This window comes from Ruegeria sp. AF1 (assembly GCF_056542125.1).
On record NZ_JBQFZG010000016.1, the window covers coordinates 1 to 16,110 of the forward strand.

At 50.2% G+C, this 16,110-nt stretch carries 18 protein-coding genes and 2 pseudogenes; 13 read left to right on the forward strand and 7 right to left on the reverse strand.

Annotated features, from left to right (window positions below; translation table 11 throughout):
* The 5 genes and pseudogenes from ACR0BK_RS16850 to ACR0BK_RS16870 all read right to left on the reverse strand — a co-directional run.
* The coding region (locus ACR0BK_RS16850; protein ID WP_480555559.1) for a transposase at positions 1-202 on the reverse strand (202 nt) is incomplete at its 3' end.
* A gap of 190 nt (positions 203-392) precedes the next feature.
* A pseudogene (locus tag ACR0BK_RS16855) lies at positions 393-569 on the reverse strand (integrase core domain-containing protein); the annotation flags it as partial.
* A 405-nt stretch (positions 570-974) separates the two neighbouring features.
* Positions 975-1,457 (reverse strand): integrase core domain-containing protein, encoded by a 483-nt coding sequence (locus tag ACR0BK_RS16860; protein ID WP_480555636.1) that lies wholly within the window; start codon positions 1,455-1,457, stop codon positions 975-977.
* Positions 1,358-1,717, reverse strand: coding sequence for an IS3 family transposase (locus ACR0BK_RS16865; RefSeq protein ID WP_480555560.1), 360 nt, complete (start codon positions 1,715-1,717; stop codon positions 1,358-1,360). The genes ACR0BK_RS16860 and ACR0BK_RS16865 overlap by 100 nt, the downstream gene beginning before the upstream one ends.
* A 98-nt stretch (positions 1,718-1,815) precedes the next feature.
* Positions 1,816-2,097, reverse strand: coding sequence for a transposase (locus ACR0BK_RS16870; RefSeq protein WP_480555562.1), 282 nt, complete (start codon positions 2,095-2,097; stop codon positions 1,816-1,818).
* A gap of 691 nt (positions 2,098-2,788) precedes the next feature.
* Here ACR0BK_RS16870 and ACR0BK_RS16875 point away from each other — a divergent pair.
* The 7 genes and pseudogenes from ACR0BK_RS16875 (at position 2,789) to ACR0BK_RS16905 (ending at position 10,154) form a co-directional block, all read left to right on the forward strand.
* On the forward strand, positions 2,789-3,967 hold the full coding sequence (locus ACR0BK_RS16875) for a hypothetical protein (RefSeq protein WP_480555564.1): 1,179 nt from the start codon (positions 2,789-2,791) through the stop codon (positions 3,965-3,967).
* The gene (locus ACR0BK_RS16880; protein WP_480555565.1) at positions 3,968-4,309 is read left to right on the forward strand and encodes a hypothetical protein; all 342 of its coding nucleotides are present in this window, start codon (positions 3,968-3,970) and stop codon (positions 4,307-4,309) included.
* Positions 4,310-4,425: 116 nt separating this feature from the next.
* Entirely contained in the window at positions 4,426-5,463 is a 1,038-nt protein-coding gene (locus tag ACR0BK_RS16885; protein ID WP_480555566.1) for a tetratricopeptide repeat protein, read from the forward strand.
* 222 nt (positions 5,464-5,685) lie between these two features.
* Positions 5,686-5,999 (forward strand): annotated as a pseudogene (locus ACR0BK_RS16890) (transposase); the annotation flags it as partial.
* A gap of 102 nt (positions 6,000-6,101) precedes the next feature.
* Positions 6,102-7,130 carry an IS110 family RNA-guided transposase gene (locus ACR0BK_RS16895; RefSeq protein ID WP_480555567.1) on the forward strand — a complete coding sequence of 343 codons (1,029 nt, stop codon included), beginning with the start codon at positions 6,102-6,104 and terminating at the stop codon, positions 7,128-7,130.
* A gap of 646 nt (positions 7,131-7,776) precedes the next feature.
* Positions 7,777-8,748 (forward strand): alpha/beta hydrolase, encoded by a 972-nt coding sequence (locus tag ACR0BK_RS16900; protein WP_480555569.1) that lies wholly within the window; start codon positions 7,777-7,779, stop codon positions 8,746-8,748.
* Between the two features lie 677 nt (positions 8,749-9,425).
* Positions 9,426-10,154, forward strand: coding sequence for an NlpC/P60 family protein (locus tag ACR0BK_RS16905; protein ID WP_480555570.1), 729 nt, complete (start codon positions 9,426-9,428; stop codon positions 10,152-10,154).
* Positions 10,155-10,275: 121 nt separating this feature from the next.
* Here ACR0BK_RS16905 and ACR0BK_RS16910 read toward each other — a convergent pair whose 3' ends face one another.
* Positions 10,276-10,509 (reverse strand): hypothetical protein, encoded by a 234-nt coding sequence (locus tag ACR0BK_RS16910; RefSeq protein ID WP_480555571.1) that lies wholly within the window; start codon positions 10,507-10,509, stop codon positions 10,276-10,278.
* Positions 10,510-10,530: 21 nt separating this feature from the next.
* Positions 10,531-11,657 (reverse strand): IS3 family transposase gene (locus tag ACR0BK_RS16915; RefSeq protein ID WP_480555572.1). Its coding sequence is split into 2 segments (ribosomal slippage): positions 10,531-11,393 and positions 11,393-11,657, totalling 1,128 coding nucleotides; the frame shifts between segments, so codons are not numbered across the junction.
* On the opposite strand from ACR0BK_RS16915, the gene ACR0BK_RS16920 reads away from it, so the two are divergent.
* From ACR0BK_RS16920 to ACR0BK_RS16945, 6 genes are all read left to right on the forward strand, one after another.
* The gene (locus ACR0BK_RS16920; RefSeq protein WP_480555574.1) at positions 11,647-12,057 is read left to right on the forward strand and encodes a hypothetical protein; all 411 of its coding nucleotides are present in this window, start codon (positions 11,647-11,649) and stop codon (positions 12,055-12,057) included. The genes ACR0BK_RS16915 and ACR0BK_RS16920 overlap by 11 nt on opposite strands.
* Positions 12,058-12,131: 74 nt before the next feature.
* Positions 12,132-12,314 carry a helix-turn-helix transcriptional regulator gene (locus ACR0BK_RS16925; RefSeq protein WP_480555575.1) on the forward strand — a complete coding sequence of 61 codons (183 nt, stop codon included), beginning with the start codon at positions 12,132-12,134 and terminating at the stop codon, positions 12,312-12,314.
* A gap of 107 nt (positions 12,315-12,421) precedes the next feature.
* Positions 12,422-12,982, forward strand: a complete 561-nt coding sequence (locus tag ACR0BK_RS16930) for a hypothetical protein (protein WP_480555576.1) — start codon at positions 12,422-12,424, stop codon at positions 12,980-12,982.
* Between the two features lie 29 nt (positions 12,983-13,011).
* Positions 13,012-13,968, forward strand: coding sequence for an AAA family ATPase (locus ACR0BK_RS16935; protein WP_480555578.1), 957 nt, complete (start codon positions 13,012-13,014; stop codon positions 13,966-13,968).
* Between the two features lie 595 nt (positions 13,969-14,563).
* Positions 14,564-14,767, forward strand: coding sequence for an HGGxSTG domain-containing protein (locus ACR0BK_RS16940; RefSeq protein ID WP_480555579.1), 204 nt, complete (start codon positions 14,564-14,566; stop codon positions 14,765-14,767).
* 327 nt (positions 14,768-15,094) lie between these two features.
* Complete coding sequence (locus ACR0BK_RS16945; RefSeq protein WP_480555580.1) at positions 15,095-15,640, forward strand: hypothetical protein; 546 nt, start codon at positions 15,095-15,097, stop codon at positions 15,638-15,640.
* Positions 15,641-16,110: the final 470 nt, after the last annotated feature.

The following is a 16,110-nucleotide window of genomic DNA, read 5'->3' on the forward strand; positions in this document are numbered from 1 at the left end:
TCCAGCGCTTCCAACGGCTATAAAGCGTCTTGTGTGGACCATAGGCTTCAGGAGCGTCGCGCCACCTTAACCCATTGCGGTTGATGAAAATTATCCCGCTCAGAATCCGCCTGTCGTCGACCCTTGGCTTACCGTGCGACTTTGGAAAGTAGGGTTTCAGACGCGCCATCTGTGCGTCGGTCGGCCAGAAAGGATTGCTCATGTCACCGCTCTGTTTTCAGAGCCGTGAAACACGCAGCGCTCGGGAAATCAATGCATCCTGACCCTAAGAAACTACGCATTCCTTGTGATGACGCCTTGAAAGGTAGCGAAGTCCGCCCTGGCGCTGCGATCATTCATTCGTCGAATCGTCATTCCGGCTTGGGAAGTGACCTGCCCCGAGGCTCCCTCATTTATAACGAGAGTCTGCGGGTCTGATTTTCATATTCCTCTTCGTCGTTTTGGGTAAGCGCGTCGGTCGCGGAGCCATCAAATTGCTCAAGCGTTCGACGCGCTTCTACGGGTGTTTGGTTGCCGAGCGATGAGTGCGCCCTAACGTTGTTGTAGTCGTATCGCCAGAGCGCTAGCTTTCACCGTGCATCAGGTTGCAAGGCTCCACTGTCGCTAGCCTACCTAAGTCCAAAAGGTGGATATTTGGGTGGATAAGTTAAGCCAGATGCATGATTTATTCATTATAATCATAAAATTAGGAGATTTTTATGGTGCCGGGGGCGGTAGTTCTGCTCCCGTTACAGGCACTTCTTCAGCCGGTTTCTCCAGCAAAACAAGGGGTACGCGACGGGCTGTGTCGCTGTCAACAGGCACCATATGGTCTACGGAATGGTCTACGGCTGCTGTGAGAGTCCCTCAGCGACGCCCTGAGGATCAATGCGATTCCCGGGGGCGGAGTATAAAAGGATACATAAGCTTATAATTTATAATCAATAATTACCCAGATAAAACTTAGTGTACCCCGATCGATACCCCCAAATTGTCTAGCCCCCATGTTCTGGGCCATTTCGGACTAGAGTTTCGGGGACTGATGGGCGCATGTTGAGGGCCTGATGGGGTCGGGTTTGGTTGTATTGCCTGAGCCAGCAATTGATCACAATCTGTGCCTGCTTGGTCGTTGTGACCCATTCGGAATTGAGAACCTCGCGGCGGAGCGTTCCATTGAACCTCTCGTTGTATCCGTTCTCCAAGGGAGAGCCCGGGTAGATCCGGACAGGGTTCACACCGACCTTCCCGAGCCAACTCTGGGTTGCCCGTGAAGAGAACTCTGGGCCGTTATTGCTCCGAACGAAATCAGGCTTTCCATGGCGCAGGAACAGCCCGTAGAGTACCTCCAGCACATCTTCAGAACCCATGCGGGTCCGAACTACCACTGCAAGCGCCTGGCGGGTGTATTCATCCAGAACCGTGAGCATCTTGTAGCTCCCCCATTGCTCAGCGTGTCGTGAACGAAATCGACGCTCCAGACAGGGTTGGGATGCGTCGGTCGGAGCCGAATGATCGAGCTGTCCTTGTGGTAGAGGCGACGCTTCTTCTTGTACCGCTGCGGGAGTTGCAGACCTTCCTCCCGCCACAGCCGTTCTACCTTCTTGTGATTGACACGCCAGCCCTCGATCCGAAGCAGCTGTGCCACCTTGCGGTAGCCGTACCGGCCATAGCTCTTGGCAAGACGGATCATGGCCAGTCGAGGAGCATTATCGTTCTTCTCTACGGCCTGGTATTGCATGGAGCTGCGTGCAAGGCCGACCACCTTGCAGGTGCGGCGCTCTGATGTGCCGAGCTTCTGGAGAGCATGAATGACGGCCTGACGAAGTTGGCTCGTCGTCAGGCCCTCGGTGTTAGGTAGTTCAGACTTTCCTTAAGGATCAGCTTGTCCAGTTCGGCCACGATCTTCTTCAGTCGGGCATTTTCTTTCTCCAGGCTGCGCAACTCCGAAAGTTGCGACTTGCCCATGCCACCGAACCGACGCCGCCAATTGTAGTAGGTCGCAACCCTGACACCGACACCACGACAGGCCGTCCGAACATCGTCGCCATCTGCCAGCTTCAGTTCAATCTCACGCAGCAGCTTCAGAATGTCTTCGTCCGAGCATCGCTTCCGAGCCATCTCTTGTTCCCCTTCTCGGCCAAAGTAGTGGCCCAATTTTAGGGGGCAAAGACACTTCGGGAAGAAGGGTTCAAGACGGGCCATCTACTCGTCGCTCAGCCAGAATAGGTCAGACATGTTCACCACTTGTTTTAGGAGCGATGAAACACGCGGCACAGCGGATTTCAATAGGTCCTGAGCCTAACACGAGCCGCTAAGAAACTGATTTTATTGATCCCAAAGGTGAATCTGAGGGTGTAAGCTTGTACCATTGGTATACAGCGTGAGAAATTTGGTGCCTACCAACGCGTTTTGACTGAGACCAAACGGTGCTAACTAACTTTTGGTACCGAAAAAAACAGAGTTTCGGGTTAAACTTTCCAAAACATCGAAAACTTTCTTTTCTAGTAGGCATCGAACCTACCAGTAAATTAAAGACAAATTCCTATTGCAACGAACTGCTTTGTTATTCCTAGTATGAATCCACTACTCGGCAAGACTTCCAAAGGCCTACACGAACTGGGGACACAACCTTAACCCAAGCGCCATTGCGCCGAATCACCATTTACGGTACTGTTCCACTTTATTGTTATTTTTGAGGTACCCTTCAATGCCTCCATTTTCACAACTGATATTTCTAAGCTTTGGCATACTGTTTCTTGCCCAGCCTACGATTCTTTACAGCGAGCCTGCAAAAACGAGATACGAGGGTATGATCGTGTTTAGAGATGAAACTGGCGTAGAAGTTGAAACTCCAGTGGAAGTCGAAAGGTTAGAACAATTTCTAAGCGCCGAGTTGAAAGACCATCAGAGCCCGGAAAATACTGCTTACGGCTTCTTGCCGGTTACTTTTGACGAAGAGCCAGACGAAGAGCTAAAAACACTCGTTACATACAACCTCACTCTCAACAATCTTTTCCGCGCACCTCCGGTATATATCGATATTGATTACAACTTTGGAGGTTACGACTTAGATGAAAGACTGGAGATTAGAAGGCACAGAGGTGACGTTCAGCATCATCTAATCGTGACGCGTTACTTCCCAAATCGCGATGCCAGAATAAACGAAATCAATCGCTCTCTAGCAATCCAACCGCTTGAGCCAAACGATTGGGCAAGAGTATTTCGAATGGCCGTTGGGCTCAGTCAGGACGACATGTTGTCTCTAGAAAATGGCGCGCCAAACTTGAGCGCGAAATTCGAAGACTACAGGCGAATTGTAGATATTCTAAGGCGGATGATACAGTCTGAAGCTTTGGTCACACCTCAAATAGTAAGTGAACTACGAAGGATGGAAGAAAACGGGACTTTCTTAGAACTGGAACCAAAACACCAATTCAAGATTCTTGCCGGAGTTGGTAGGTGGATGTCTAAATCCAAGACACTGGACCAACCCATTTCTCCTGACTTGACCTACTATCAGCTCGCGCAACAGTTCTTTCAGTTGGCAGCAAACTTGGCTAGATCTGATCCAACAAAAATTAGTGCTAGTGATAGCATTAGGATGCTTCAAGAGTGGTATTTTTTCGAATGCGAGCACGGGTTGCCAGAAGACTGTTTTTATACATTGAAGGATGCGGCAGATATCGAACGGCGCGTTGATGTACGGTCCTACGCTTCGATAATAAAGAGATTTGCAACAGAGTTAGAGCTGTTGTCAGGTATCAAAAACAATACGCTTCCAGAGCCTCAGTTTAGACGGAAAATCGCTTGTAATAGTGATCTAGTATTCTACTGGGGAATGTACAACGATACAGCAAATTTACACGATAAGATGAGTGAAGCGTCTAAATCTACAAGCAACCTGAGGCTCAACAAGGAGCGTGCAGAAGCAATAATCGTGGCTGAATGCCTAGAAGTTGAGTTGGCACAAGCGAATGTTGGAGACTAGATGGATACTACAAACGCACGAGTGGATGGACCGGATCAATTTCTCAAACGGTTTGTTGTTATGACAGTGATCTCCGTTTCATCTGTCATTGCTTTAGCAGTTATTTTTGCAGTTATACTTTTACCTGCGCTAGGAGTTAGCCAAGCGCCAGATGAGCTAAAAAACTGGGGCGGCTTGATCATTGGTTTTTACTTTGGGACGTTCCTAGGGTTGCTAAAAGACTGGCTCTCAGATCCACGCACAAACGAGAATGCGATGAGCTCCTCACTTCAACATGGAGGTACACTTACTCCTGTCACGACTCGTGATGTAGGTGTACCAAAGTCGACGTCTTCAAACTGAAAAGGACGACATCTTATGAACTACTTATCAGCCATTTTCTTAGTTGTCGCGGCTCTTTCGGTGACTTCTCCGCAAAAGAGTTTCGCAAATCCATCATGCCCGCCAAATGTGAACTCATGTTGAAAAGCTCTTTTTGGAGAATTGTCCAACTTCTGGTGGCAGCAGCTTACTTCAATTTTCCAGCCGTTGCACACGCAGAAGTGACTAAGTCGCATCAGCTTCAGACTTTGAAACAAGAAGTTATGAACGGAAATTACGAGCGCGCCTTAGGACTCGCTGATATCCTGCTTAAAACAGAGGGATTGCCTACTGAGACCGCGGTAAGCGCACTAGGATTAAAAGCGACCGCAAATAAGAAACTTGGAAACTATGAAGAAGCCTTGTCTAATAGGTCGTCAGCACTCGCGCTGTCGCCCAATGACTTCTGGCTGCTAATGAGCTCCTGCCAGGAATATGCCCAAGCAGGATTTCTTGAGAAAGCTAGCCGCGATTGTGATCGGGCTCGCTGGGTAATACGTAGAATAGCCGACCCGAAACTAGCGCTTCAAGCAAAACAGTATTTAAACTATTCTGAGGCACGTCTCGCTCAAATAAATGGTGAAATTGACTTGGCTTTGAAGTTGGTCGAATTAATTGAGAAAGACGGCGGTCCTGTTTTTGATAGATGGTACCTGGACCAACTTAAAGGGGAATTATTGAGCTCTACCGGACAATACGAAAGGGCTATTTCAGCATTTGATTCCGCTTTAGAAAGAGAAAACGGGCTAAATATTCATCAAATCAATAAGTCAAAATTCTCCAGAGCGCTGGTTTACCTTTATGAAGGACAAACTAAGCGAGCTACCGATGAAATTCAAAAAATCATCAAAAATGAAAGGTTGCACGGAGAAGATACTACCGATCTTTCAAATATTGACTATGCATATGCCCTGTGCGCGATTTCGGTAGAATACGAGCTTGTGGACGAAGCTCAAGTCGCTTGCGAAATGGCTGCGAAAATTGAGCCATACAACTCGGCAGTTCTGGAACAATTGGGAAATGCACAAGTCATTAGCGGAAATACTGAAGCCGGGATACAGACTTATCATCAGGTCCTTAAGCTTGATCCGGGGAACAGCTACGTTCAACAGCGACTAAAGACGTTGACTAAGTAGAGCGTTTCGATTTTGTGACGAGCTTGCGCAAAGAGGTTCCAAATCACACTGAGCACTCGAGCGTTTCGGACTCCAAAATAAGTGTAGTGTTTATCAAACGAGATGGCTGTGGTTAGCAAGGCTACTGCAGTGGTTCTGGCCGTTCGGTAGACCAAACATGTTGGGCGCTGGGCAAAAAGACTAGGCTCAGGGCCTATTGAAATCCGCCGTGCCACGTGATTCAGCGATTACATCAGCGCACGGGCTCTCGTTGGCAGTCCGCCAAAGGTGGATTGGCTACTCGGCGATCGCGGTTACGACGCGGACTGGTTCAGAGAAGCGTTGAAAGACAAGGAGATACGCGCCTGCATCCCGGACAGGAAGCAACGAAAGATGACCGTCCGATACGATAAGCACGTTACAAAAGACGTAACCGCATTGAGATCCTGTTTGGTAGGCTCAAAGACCGGAGGCGCTTAGCAACCCGATATGACAGATGCCCAAAAGTCTTCATGTCGGCAATCGCGTTGGCTGCTCTCGTCATTAACTGGCTATGAGATGCTGTAACGGGGCCTGCGTCACGCACGACCGTTGCCACTTGTCAGATCAGCGCCGCGCTGTCGCCATTCCCGTATTGAACCCACATGGAGGATGACGGGATGAAGTTGTTTGTTGGATTGGATGTATCGCTTGCGAAGACCTCGATCTGCGTGATCAGTGAGCATGGCAAGATCATCAAAGAGGCGGAGACTGAAAGTGAGCCCGAAGCTCTGGCGCGCAGGTTGGACGAACTTGACGGCTGCATCGCAGCAATTGGCCTGGAGGCTGGACCATTGTCGCAATGGCTTCACCGAGGGCTTATTGAAGCAGGCCTTGATGCAGTACTCTTGGAAACGCGCCAGGTGAAAGGAGCGCTGAAAGCAATGCCGATCAAGACAGACCGGCGGGATGCCGAGGGGATTGCGCGTCTGCTTCACCTCGGCTGGTTCCGTCCGGTGCATTGTAAATCTGTCTCCGCTCAGGAAACCCGGGCGGTTCTCGGCGCTCGAAAGGCAATCCAACAGAACATGATCGCTCTGGAGATGTCACTGAGAGGTCTACTGCGGAACTTTGGCCTCAAGGTTGGCGCGATCTCTCGCGGCAGATTCGAGGCCCGCATTCGAGAATTGGCAGATGGAAATCCCATGCTGGAAACCGCGACAGCACCAATGCTGCGTGCCAGAGCATCTCTGCGACAGGAACTGGCCGGTCTCGAAAAGCGCGTGCGCCAGTTGGCCGGGGATGATCCAGTATGCCTACGCCTTATGTCGATGCCTGGGATCGGTGCAGTAGTAGCGTTGACATTCCGTGCTGCGGTCGATGATCCGGCTCGCTTTCGGTCGTCAAAGAGAGTTGGTCCCTGGGTTGGCTTGACGCCTTCACGCAATCAGTCCGGTGAACGGGACGTGTCAGGCGGTGTCACCAAAGCTGGTGACGTGAATCTGAGGCGGGCGTTGTGCCAAGCCGCAACCGTCATGATGAACCGTGGCCGGTCGACTTGGTTGCGAACATGGGGCGCCCAATTGGCTCGACGCCGCGGTCGTAAAATCGCAATGGTTGCTCTCGCACGCCGCATCGCTGTCATACTTCATCGGATTTGGATCGACGGCACCGAGTTCCAGCCCGATGAGGCACCGAAAATGACCTGACCTTGTCGTTGCCTTACCCGTTGCCTGCTTGAGCGCGGGCTTTCGAGGTCCCCCAGGGACGTGGTTCCGATGATGCCGTGGTCAGGACTGTCGCTGTTCTTTGCCAAGCACGCCTATGAGATGGGCACATCGGAATTACATCGAACCAGCATCATGTTGGCAGCCATCGCGCTGACCACGAACCGAAGCAAGTACCCGAAGGATCTCAGCCGAAAGCCGCGAGAAAAGGCGGAACGGACACTAACAATACCAAGGCAGCCGCTCCGGCGGATCAATTGTCATACCCAAAAACCGCTTGACTGAAGCGACCCCGTTACCGAAGTCCTGAGCCTAGCCTGCGCTCTAAATTTTAGCAGGATTTAGAGTCGCCTTCTGTTGCTTCTCGCACCATACTAAAAAACACCCATTCTAAATGCAAATGACTACGGACTTAAATTTCGCACGAGGTAAAAACAAACTGGCAAGCAACGGACATAGGAAAGTGTTCCGTAGGAATGGTGTACTACAGCTGAAATAACATAAATGGCCTGCAACGCTTAGTGACGGTTTAGATCGCAAACATGTGTGATGGGATTCCATCATTCGCTTTTTCTTATCAAGAGACTATAGTTGTGGCATCTAAGTGTTTCTCAAGCGCGAGGGTACTATGCTTTTTATTACTAATCGATTTCCCACCCAGAGCATTCGATCGCGTAAAGGGCGAAAGTTCAATTTTGATCTAAAGAATAATGCGCCTAGTAACTCAGTCTTTTTTTGCGAGACAGGTAAAGACGGTGATCACTTGGAGATAGGAAGTTTGGATTTCTTGAAGCGTTTAAAAGACTCCAAGTATCGGCAGATACTTCTTTTTGTACACGGATTCAACAATTTACCGGACTTCATCTTTCAAATGGCAAACGAATTGCAAATGCTATGTGATCGTGAGACCAAGAAGGAAGCACTGGTTGTGCCGCTCATTTGGCCCTGCGACAATGATTTGGGGATAGTAGAAGACTACTGGGATGATCAGAAGTCAGCGGACCAAAGTGGTTACTCTTTTGCCAGAGTATTAGAGAAATTCTTGGCGTGGCGGAACTCTGAGGCCAATGATCCGCAAGAACACCCTTGCCTGAAACGTATAAATCTGCTGGCTCATTCGATGGGAAACCGAGTGCTTCGCCAAACTCTTATAAGTTGGGATCGTTACGACCTCGCAGCTGGAGTTCCATTAATTTTTAGGAATACCTTCATGGTCGCTGCAGATGTTGTCAACGAAACACTTCATGAAGGTCATCCCGGAGAGTTGATCTCACACGCATCTCGAAATGTCATAGTTTACTACGCTTCGGACGATTTGGCTTTGCGCGCCAGCAAGGCAGCAAACTTAAAAAACAAAGTTGCGTCTCGGCGGTTGGGTCATACCGGACCAGAGAATATCGAACACACGCCACGAAACGTATTTCAGGTTGATTGTGACGACATTAATACAGAGTATGACACACCTAAAGGGCACAATTACTTCCGCTACGGCAAAAAAAGCGGTCAACCTGGGAAGGTTTTTGATCACATTTTTCAGTGCATTAAAACCGGGCGCGTCTTCCCAGATGACCCCTATCAGCGCTCTACAATTTTGAAATAATTCGATTGAAAAAATCAACTTGAAAAAGAAGAATATGCGCATGATTTCTCTAAACACCGAATTTCCTTATTTTCAGTGAGCTATTTTCTAAAAAATAATTTGCTCGACAGTAATAGTGTTCAGAACACAGGCATGGATACAAAAAAGCGAAACATCCATTCTTTGGCGTGATTGTCGACAAAGTCTTGAAGCAAAGTATTGGTAGAGAAAATACGTTGACCCATTGAGGGTACAATAAGCGGTTGTCAACTCCGAAGAAACTGCTTCAAGAAGGAAGCGACCATGTGCCAACTCCTTTCTTGAAGATTGAGTAGGCTCGATTTTTTGACGTAACAGTCTTTAAAGCTAAGCTATTCGAATAGTCTATATTCAGCTTCAAAGCTATCATTTATCTTAAGTCGTTTTTGTTCTCGTCGAGCGACAGTCGAAGAATGCCCAAACTACAATTGAATGACCCAACATTCTTGGCAGCAATACCTGAAAGGGAGATTTGCCTAGCGTTGTGTCTTCTAGCGACAGTAAGTGCCAAAGATCTCTTTCGTTACCATTAGAAGGTTGTGACGATCTTATGAAAATGTGCTAAGCTACCTGTGAGAAATAAGGTTTGCAGCTCTATTTCCAATAGTCTGAACAAAGTTCAATTTTTCATATTGTTGATGCTGTAACGGGAGGGGTGAGTGTCTTTTGTTGAGTGGGTACAATCACGTTTAATCGCTCATGGGTTCGATCCAGGTGTAGTTGACGGAGTTTGGGGCAGGAACACGCTTCGCGCGACTATAGAATTTCAGAGGTTTCGTGGCCTACCCGAAACTGGAAACCTTAACGAAGCAACCATTTCAGCTTTACGAACTTTGCCCGGCGAATCGAAAGTTGCTGGGGAAAACAAGCCGCCAGATATACCGCAGCAAGACTTACTGGATTTTTTTCCTTGGATGATGCTAGCGTTACGCAAAAAGGGCCTGCACGAAAATTTACATAATTACAAACTTCGTGAATTCTTGAAATCCGATGGAAAAACACTGGGCGACCCCGCAAGACTCCCCTGGTGCGGAGACTTCGTCGAAACGTGCGTAGCAGTAACACTGCCGGAAGCGGTTGTTCCAAATAATCCTTATCTCGCGCGAAACTGGTTGTATTTTGGGCAGGCTGTTGAACCTTGTTTCGGTTCAATTCTTGTCTTCTGGAGGGGTACTCGGTCGGGGACCAGTGGACACGTTGGATTTTATTATTCCGAAGACGAAACAACGTACCATGTATTGGGCGGAAATCAGTCAAATTCCGTTTCAGTGACTAGCTTGAAAAAGAACAGACTATTGGGCGCTCGTTTACCACATTTAGGAGGTCCGTTCCCACGAAGAGTTGTAAATTCTAAGGCAGACTGGAAGATGACAACTAACGAGTTCTGATACTCCGAGGTGACAAGTTACCAAATCGTCAGCGTATTTTAGAAGAGGGTGCCAGGCGTAAGGATTGTTGGGAATGAAACATGCTGGTATTCTTGGGATTGCGCCACTGTTGAGCCTATACCTACTCGTGGGAACTCCCGCAAAAACGACCGCTCAAGATAGCGTACCGGTAAAGACTGGTGGCAATACCTACCTCGATGCGATACTCGGGATTGTTGCTTGTGGAAATTGCCCAGCCGCAAAAAGCTATACAGTTATTCTGGGCATCGCGGATTGGTATCATTACTCTCCCGCGAAAAGTGTCATATGGCTTGCCCCCTTTGGCCGATGACCTGGCTAAACTGAGCAGCCTCATCTGACTGGTCCGATTTGATTGTTAGTGCATCATCGGCCTGTGATCCATCGGGATGATGGTTTCAGGTGCTGGCGGGCGATAGCCCAGTGCACTGTGGGGGCGTTTTGTGTTGTAGTGTCTCCTCCATTGTTCGATCAGAATTTGAGCTTCGCGCAGGCTGTAGAAGACTTCACCGTTGAGTAGCTCATCCCTGAACCTGCCATTGAAACTTTCACAGTATCCGTTCTCCCACGGGCTCCCAGGTTCAATGTAAGCCGTCTGGGCGCCAACTGCGGCGATCCAGTCTCGGACGGCCTGGGCGATAAATTCTGGCCCATTGTCTGAACGTATGAAGCGGGGTGCACCGCGCAGTATGAACAGATCCGTCAGGGCATCGATCACATCGACCGAGTTCAGCTTGCGCTTCACTCTGATCGCAAGGCACTCCCGGCTGTGCTCATCAAGGATGTTCAGCGTCCGAAAAGCTTTGCCATCGTCGGTTCGACAATGAACGAAGTCATAGCTCCATACATGATTGCGATACTCCGGCCTCAGCCGAACACACGAGCCATCGTTCAGCCAGAGCCGCCCCTTCCTCGGTTGTTTTGCGGGAACCTTCAGCCCCTCTCTCCGCCATAGTCGTTCGACACGGCCATCGCTGACCGACCAACCTGCCTCTCTGAGCAAGGCCGCAATCCGACGATAGCCGTATCGACCATACTGCCTGGCCAATTCGATCATGTCGGCAACCAACCGATCCTCATCGACACGGCCTCTCGGGATGTGCCTCTGTGTGGAACGATGTTGTCCCAGCACGCGACAGGCTCTGCGCTCAGACACTTTGAACTGGCGACGCACATGTTCGATGCAGGCGCGACGGCGAGCGGGGCTCAGAAGTTTCCCTTTGCAGCCTCCGTCAAGATCAGCTTGTCGAGCGTCAGGTCTGACACAGCTCGTCTCAGCCGATCATTTTCCTTCTGAAGCCGCTTCAGTTCCTTCAGTTGATCTACACCCATCCCGCCGTATTGCTTGCGCCATCGGTAATAGGTCTGTTCAACAACACCAATCTGTCTGATTGCATCCAGCCGGGGCATGCCTTGCCCCATCAGCACCTCAACCTGCCGTAACTTTGAGACAATCTCTTCCGGCTTCGGTCGCTTGTTTGCCATTCTTGGTCCTCCGTTTCCTAAACATAGCGGTGGACCCGTTCAAATGGGGAGGCTCACGGATGAGCATTATAAAACTCAAGGGGTGGCTCATTTCGACTGCTTTTCAGTGCAACTCGAACCGCATGAAGTGGCGATAAAATTCGATCTGAATAGACCGTTAGAGCCTCAGATCGAAGAAGCGCGTGAGCTAGCTAGACAACTTCAGGTACGCCTCAAGGGAAAACTAGTGGTAAACCGACGGCATCCCAAAAAATGGCTGGGCTACCTGCGCACCTTGGACGCACGTGAAGCTGGTGCCTCCTGGTCAGAAATCGCTGCTTTGCATCCTGCAACCGCGCAAACAGAGCAATCAGCTCGCGATATTTGGGAGCAAGCGAGTGCCTTGTGTTTTTATTTCTGATTTCTTTTCACAATCCCAAAGACAGGCTCCTCTGGTCACGGTTGCACCATCCCGAACCAAAAAGGATGGTGACTATGAAATTCCTCAACTTCGCAGAACTGCGCAAAAAGCTAGGCGGGCGGTCACGCTCTGCAATTTATCTCGATCTCCAGGCCGGGCGTCTGCCGCAACCGGTTAAACTCGGCGGGAAGCTTTATTGGCCGGAAGACGAAGTGGACACTCACGTCCGTGCCCTTCGCGACGAAAAAGCCCAGTAACAATAGCCCCCGGCGCTGAGCGACCACTGGGAGCAGGGTTGAGATAAACCAATCGCAGCCCAATCCTGTACTTAAAGGTTCGCCAGCGCCTCAGTGGTGAGGTAAAAATGAGCAAACAAAGCTGGAATAACACCACCGACACGTGTTTGCGTCGCTCCTCCCTGCCCCTTTGTGAACATGGGCAGTTGGACTCTGATGCCACTAACGTCACGAATCTACCACTTGCTGGCTGTGCAGAACTTGGTGTTTGCCCCCAATGCAGCAATCTGTCGCACAAGGTGGGTGTAAGTATCGCTGATTACATTCCTGAGCACATTAAAAAGGTGTCGCGTTCAATTGGGTACACCCTTTGGCTGAACGGCGAAGGCCAGTGGCTTGGCCTTGAATTAATCTTACAGGCACACCTGGATCAGCAGCAACGTGAAGCGCTTGCCTATATGGCGCTGAAAACTCTCAGCTACGACGCTGCCAAATTGATCGCGGAGGTCGTGCTGGACAATGGTGCAGGACAGCCTATTGCGCCCCTTCTAAACTATATGGACGAGGCGTTGTTCTGGGCTGACGTGGCACTTCCTGAAGAGCTTGATGCCTATTGCCTTGCGAGCTTCGGACAGATGGATCCGGCTAAGCAGGCGGCTTTCCTCGAACAGGTGCAGGGTGGCAAATAAACATGGCGCATAATTTTGCAGACATGGTTATGCAGCTTAAAGCACACCAAGCCGAGTTTCCTCGCCGGCGATCGGATCTGTTGCCAACGGTATTTTCTTGGCGCGACCCGTCCACCATTCCGCCCCGACCTTGGCTCTATGGGCAGCATCTAATCCGCAAACAGGTATCAGTGACAGTTGCCCCCGGCGGAGTCGGGAAATCATCTCTGACGATCTGTGAGGCGCTGGCAATGGTCTCTGGGCGGGAGCTTCTGGGCGACTGGACCGCCAAAGATCTCAAGGTCTGGATCTACAACCTTGAAGACACGCGCGACGAATTGGATCGGCGTATTATAGCAACCATGCAGCACCACCAAGTCACCTCTCAGGAAATCGCGGGGCGGTTGTTTGTGGACTCTGGTCGGGAACGTGAACTTAGCACTGCGATCCAAACCCGTGAAGGCGTCCAGATCATCAAACCGGAAATGGTAGCCCTAGCGCATGAAATTGAGGCACGCGAGATCGATGTTCTGATCATCGACCCGTTTGTTTCGTCGCACCAGGTTGGTGAGAACGATAACGGTGCAATTGACATCGTGGCAAAGGAGTGGGCACGGTTGGCGGACCAGTGCAACTGCGCAATTGAACTCGTGCACCACACTCGCAAAACCAACGGCGAAGAAGCAACGACCGAAAGCGGGCGCGGCGCAACCGCGCTTTTGGCGGCGGCGCATTCCGGTCGGGTACTTAACAAGATGACAGAGAGCATGAAGGCTGAAGCGGGTGTGAAAGAGGATCCGTCTACGTATTTTGCTGTGACCCGCGACAAGGCAAATCTTGCCCCCACCGCAGGTCGTGTCTGGCGGCGCTTGGCTTCAGTCCACTTGTCAAACGGTGACAGCGTAGGCGTGGTCGAAGTCTGGAATTGGCCCGATACCTTTGATGGAATTACATTGGCCGACCTTCTTGCTGTGCAGAAAGCTCTGAATGGAAAAGGACTACGGTAATAGGAACAGGCTCGTGACGATTGGGCAGGCGAAACTATTGCGGAAGTTTTGGAACTTGATGCCTGTTCAGACCGCATACGCATCAAAAAATTGATCGAGGCATGGTTGAAATCTGGTGCCTTGAAGAAGGTCAAATTATTGGATGCAAAACGTATGGGACGCCCGTGTTTGGAGGTAGGTGAGTGGGCAAACACATAAGTGCCACACCCACCCCAAAAAGCAGAGGTGTGGCGGGGTGTGGCAAACATGCAGAAAACAGTTGCCACACCACCGCCCCCCTAAAGGGGGCGGGTGGTGGTGTGGCGTACCGAACCTCCATTGAGCGAGATAAGCTGCAGTACTCAATGAAATTTGTGAGAGCCGAAGGCCAAACACTGCGCGCATCATGGGGTTTGTAGACTATGTTAACAATTGTTGGGGTTTTTTGATGGGACGACCGACCAATTTTGAGAAGAAATTCCGTGCGCGATTTCAAGGTGACCCCATTGATTGGCAGGCACTACAGTCACGTTGGCGGCCGTGCCCAGCAGAGGCGCACAAGCACCCAAACTATCGGAGGGATTGCTCACAGTGTCGCGGTGCAAACTGCAAACAGATGGCGGAACTGGGCTTGAATGATTCCGGTGAACCACTGCCCAAGTCAGAGCGCCCAACCTGCGGCGCAAAAACTCGAGCAGGAGGCCAATGTCAGGCCCGGGTAGTACCTGGAAAGCGGCGTTGCAGGTTGCATGGCGGCCTCAGCACCGGCCCAAAGGTAAAGCGAAAAGCTAAAGCCAAAATTGAAACAGAGGGTGACTAAAGGGAGGCGGTGCAACGCACCCGTAGCGCTGCCGGTGAAGCACGCAATCCGTACCCATCAGATTCCACAACATCGCTCACAGTGGCCACAGGGAGAAATTCCCCCGTATGATCCGATTGGATCATGCTGTGCACAAGAAATCTATCAAAGCAAGTTTCGGTTTTGCTGCGGCAACACAACATGCAGCGGACTTGCCAGGCAGTGGTTGGACTGACGTGACTGCAGTTACAGTATGGCGTATTCTCGCAGTAGATAATTCAAGACAATCATGTTGCGTGGCACAGGTGCGGCACGAACTGGCGAAGCGATCAAAAGAGGAAAACAGTTATGTCGGTCTACACCGGTCCACGCAGCTTTCAGAGGCAACTAGAACCCGAAAAGGTGGGGCAGGTTGGTTGCTTCTTTGAAATGCTAAATCTTGAGCGCGGGAAGCCAAAAGAATGTGTCCTGTTTTTTCTAGAGGAACCACGATACGCCCCAAACTATGGAGAGCAGGGGCAAACGGACCTCATCATGAAGTCAGTCGCAGTTCCAACACCATATGGAATTGCCTTTCTTCTACTCTGGAAGATCGCTCCGAACACAAAAAATGAGATCGTTGTGGAACACTACCTGAACGGTACAGATTTTCCTTATAGCGATTTTTGTACAGCCCTTATCTCCCAAGAACGCCTCTTTCTGATCGTCATCGACAACATAGATGGTATCAGTGAGGGCTTCTTTGCCTTTCCGAACGTTTACGATTTTGGCGATGTGGCGGATGCATTTCGTAGTATAGCTTCTGACCACGATATCGGCGACCAAACTAAGTCGATTGCGTACGTCCAGGAAAATATCCACATCAAGCAACTGCGTGAGATGGCGGATTTCTGACGGATGTCATCGGCAATTGTCGGAAGCATCGTACCCAACTGAGCCAACACTCTTCGGCGAGGACTGCTAGCTACTTTCGTCAATCTGGTGATACAGGGCTTAGTTGCCTTCGAGTTCTCCGCCATGGTGCGTCTGCGCCATTGCACTATTGCAGACCCAATCATGACCAACGCGTCTTGATGAACGTTTAATACCTCGATTGGAATGAAAAATTCACGCTAACGGCTAACCGTTCACAAGGCATTAACAAGTTGCGTAGCGGTCCCCGTTGTCGATTTCTCTGACCTTTCATACAGGCAGAAACTGCTCGTTCGGCTCTGGAAGCACATACGAAACTTGACGGTGGGTAACCGGTCACAAAACACTGGGTGAAGTTCAGAAGCACACAGAGGCGACAAGCCGGTCTAAGGTGGCAGACACGGCGATGCTGAAGATGACTCGGAAAAAGAAGGATGAGTAGCTGCAGCCCA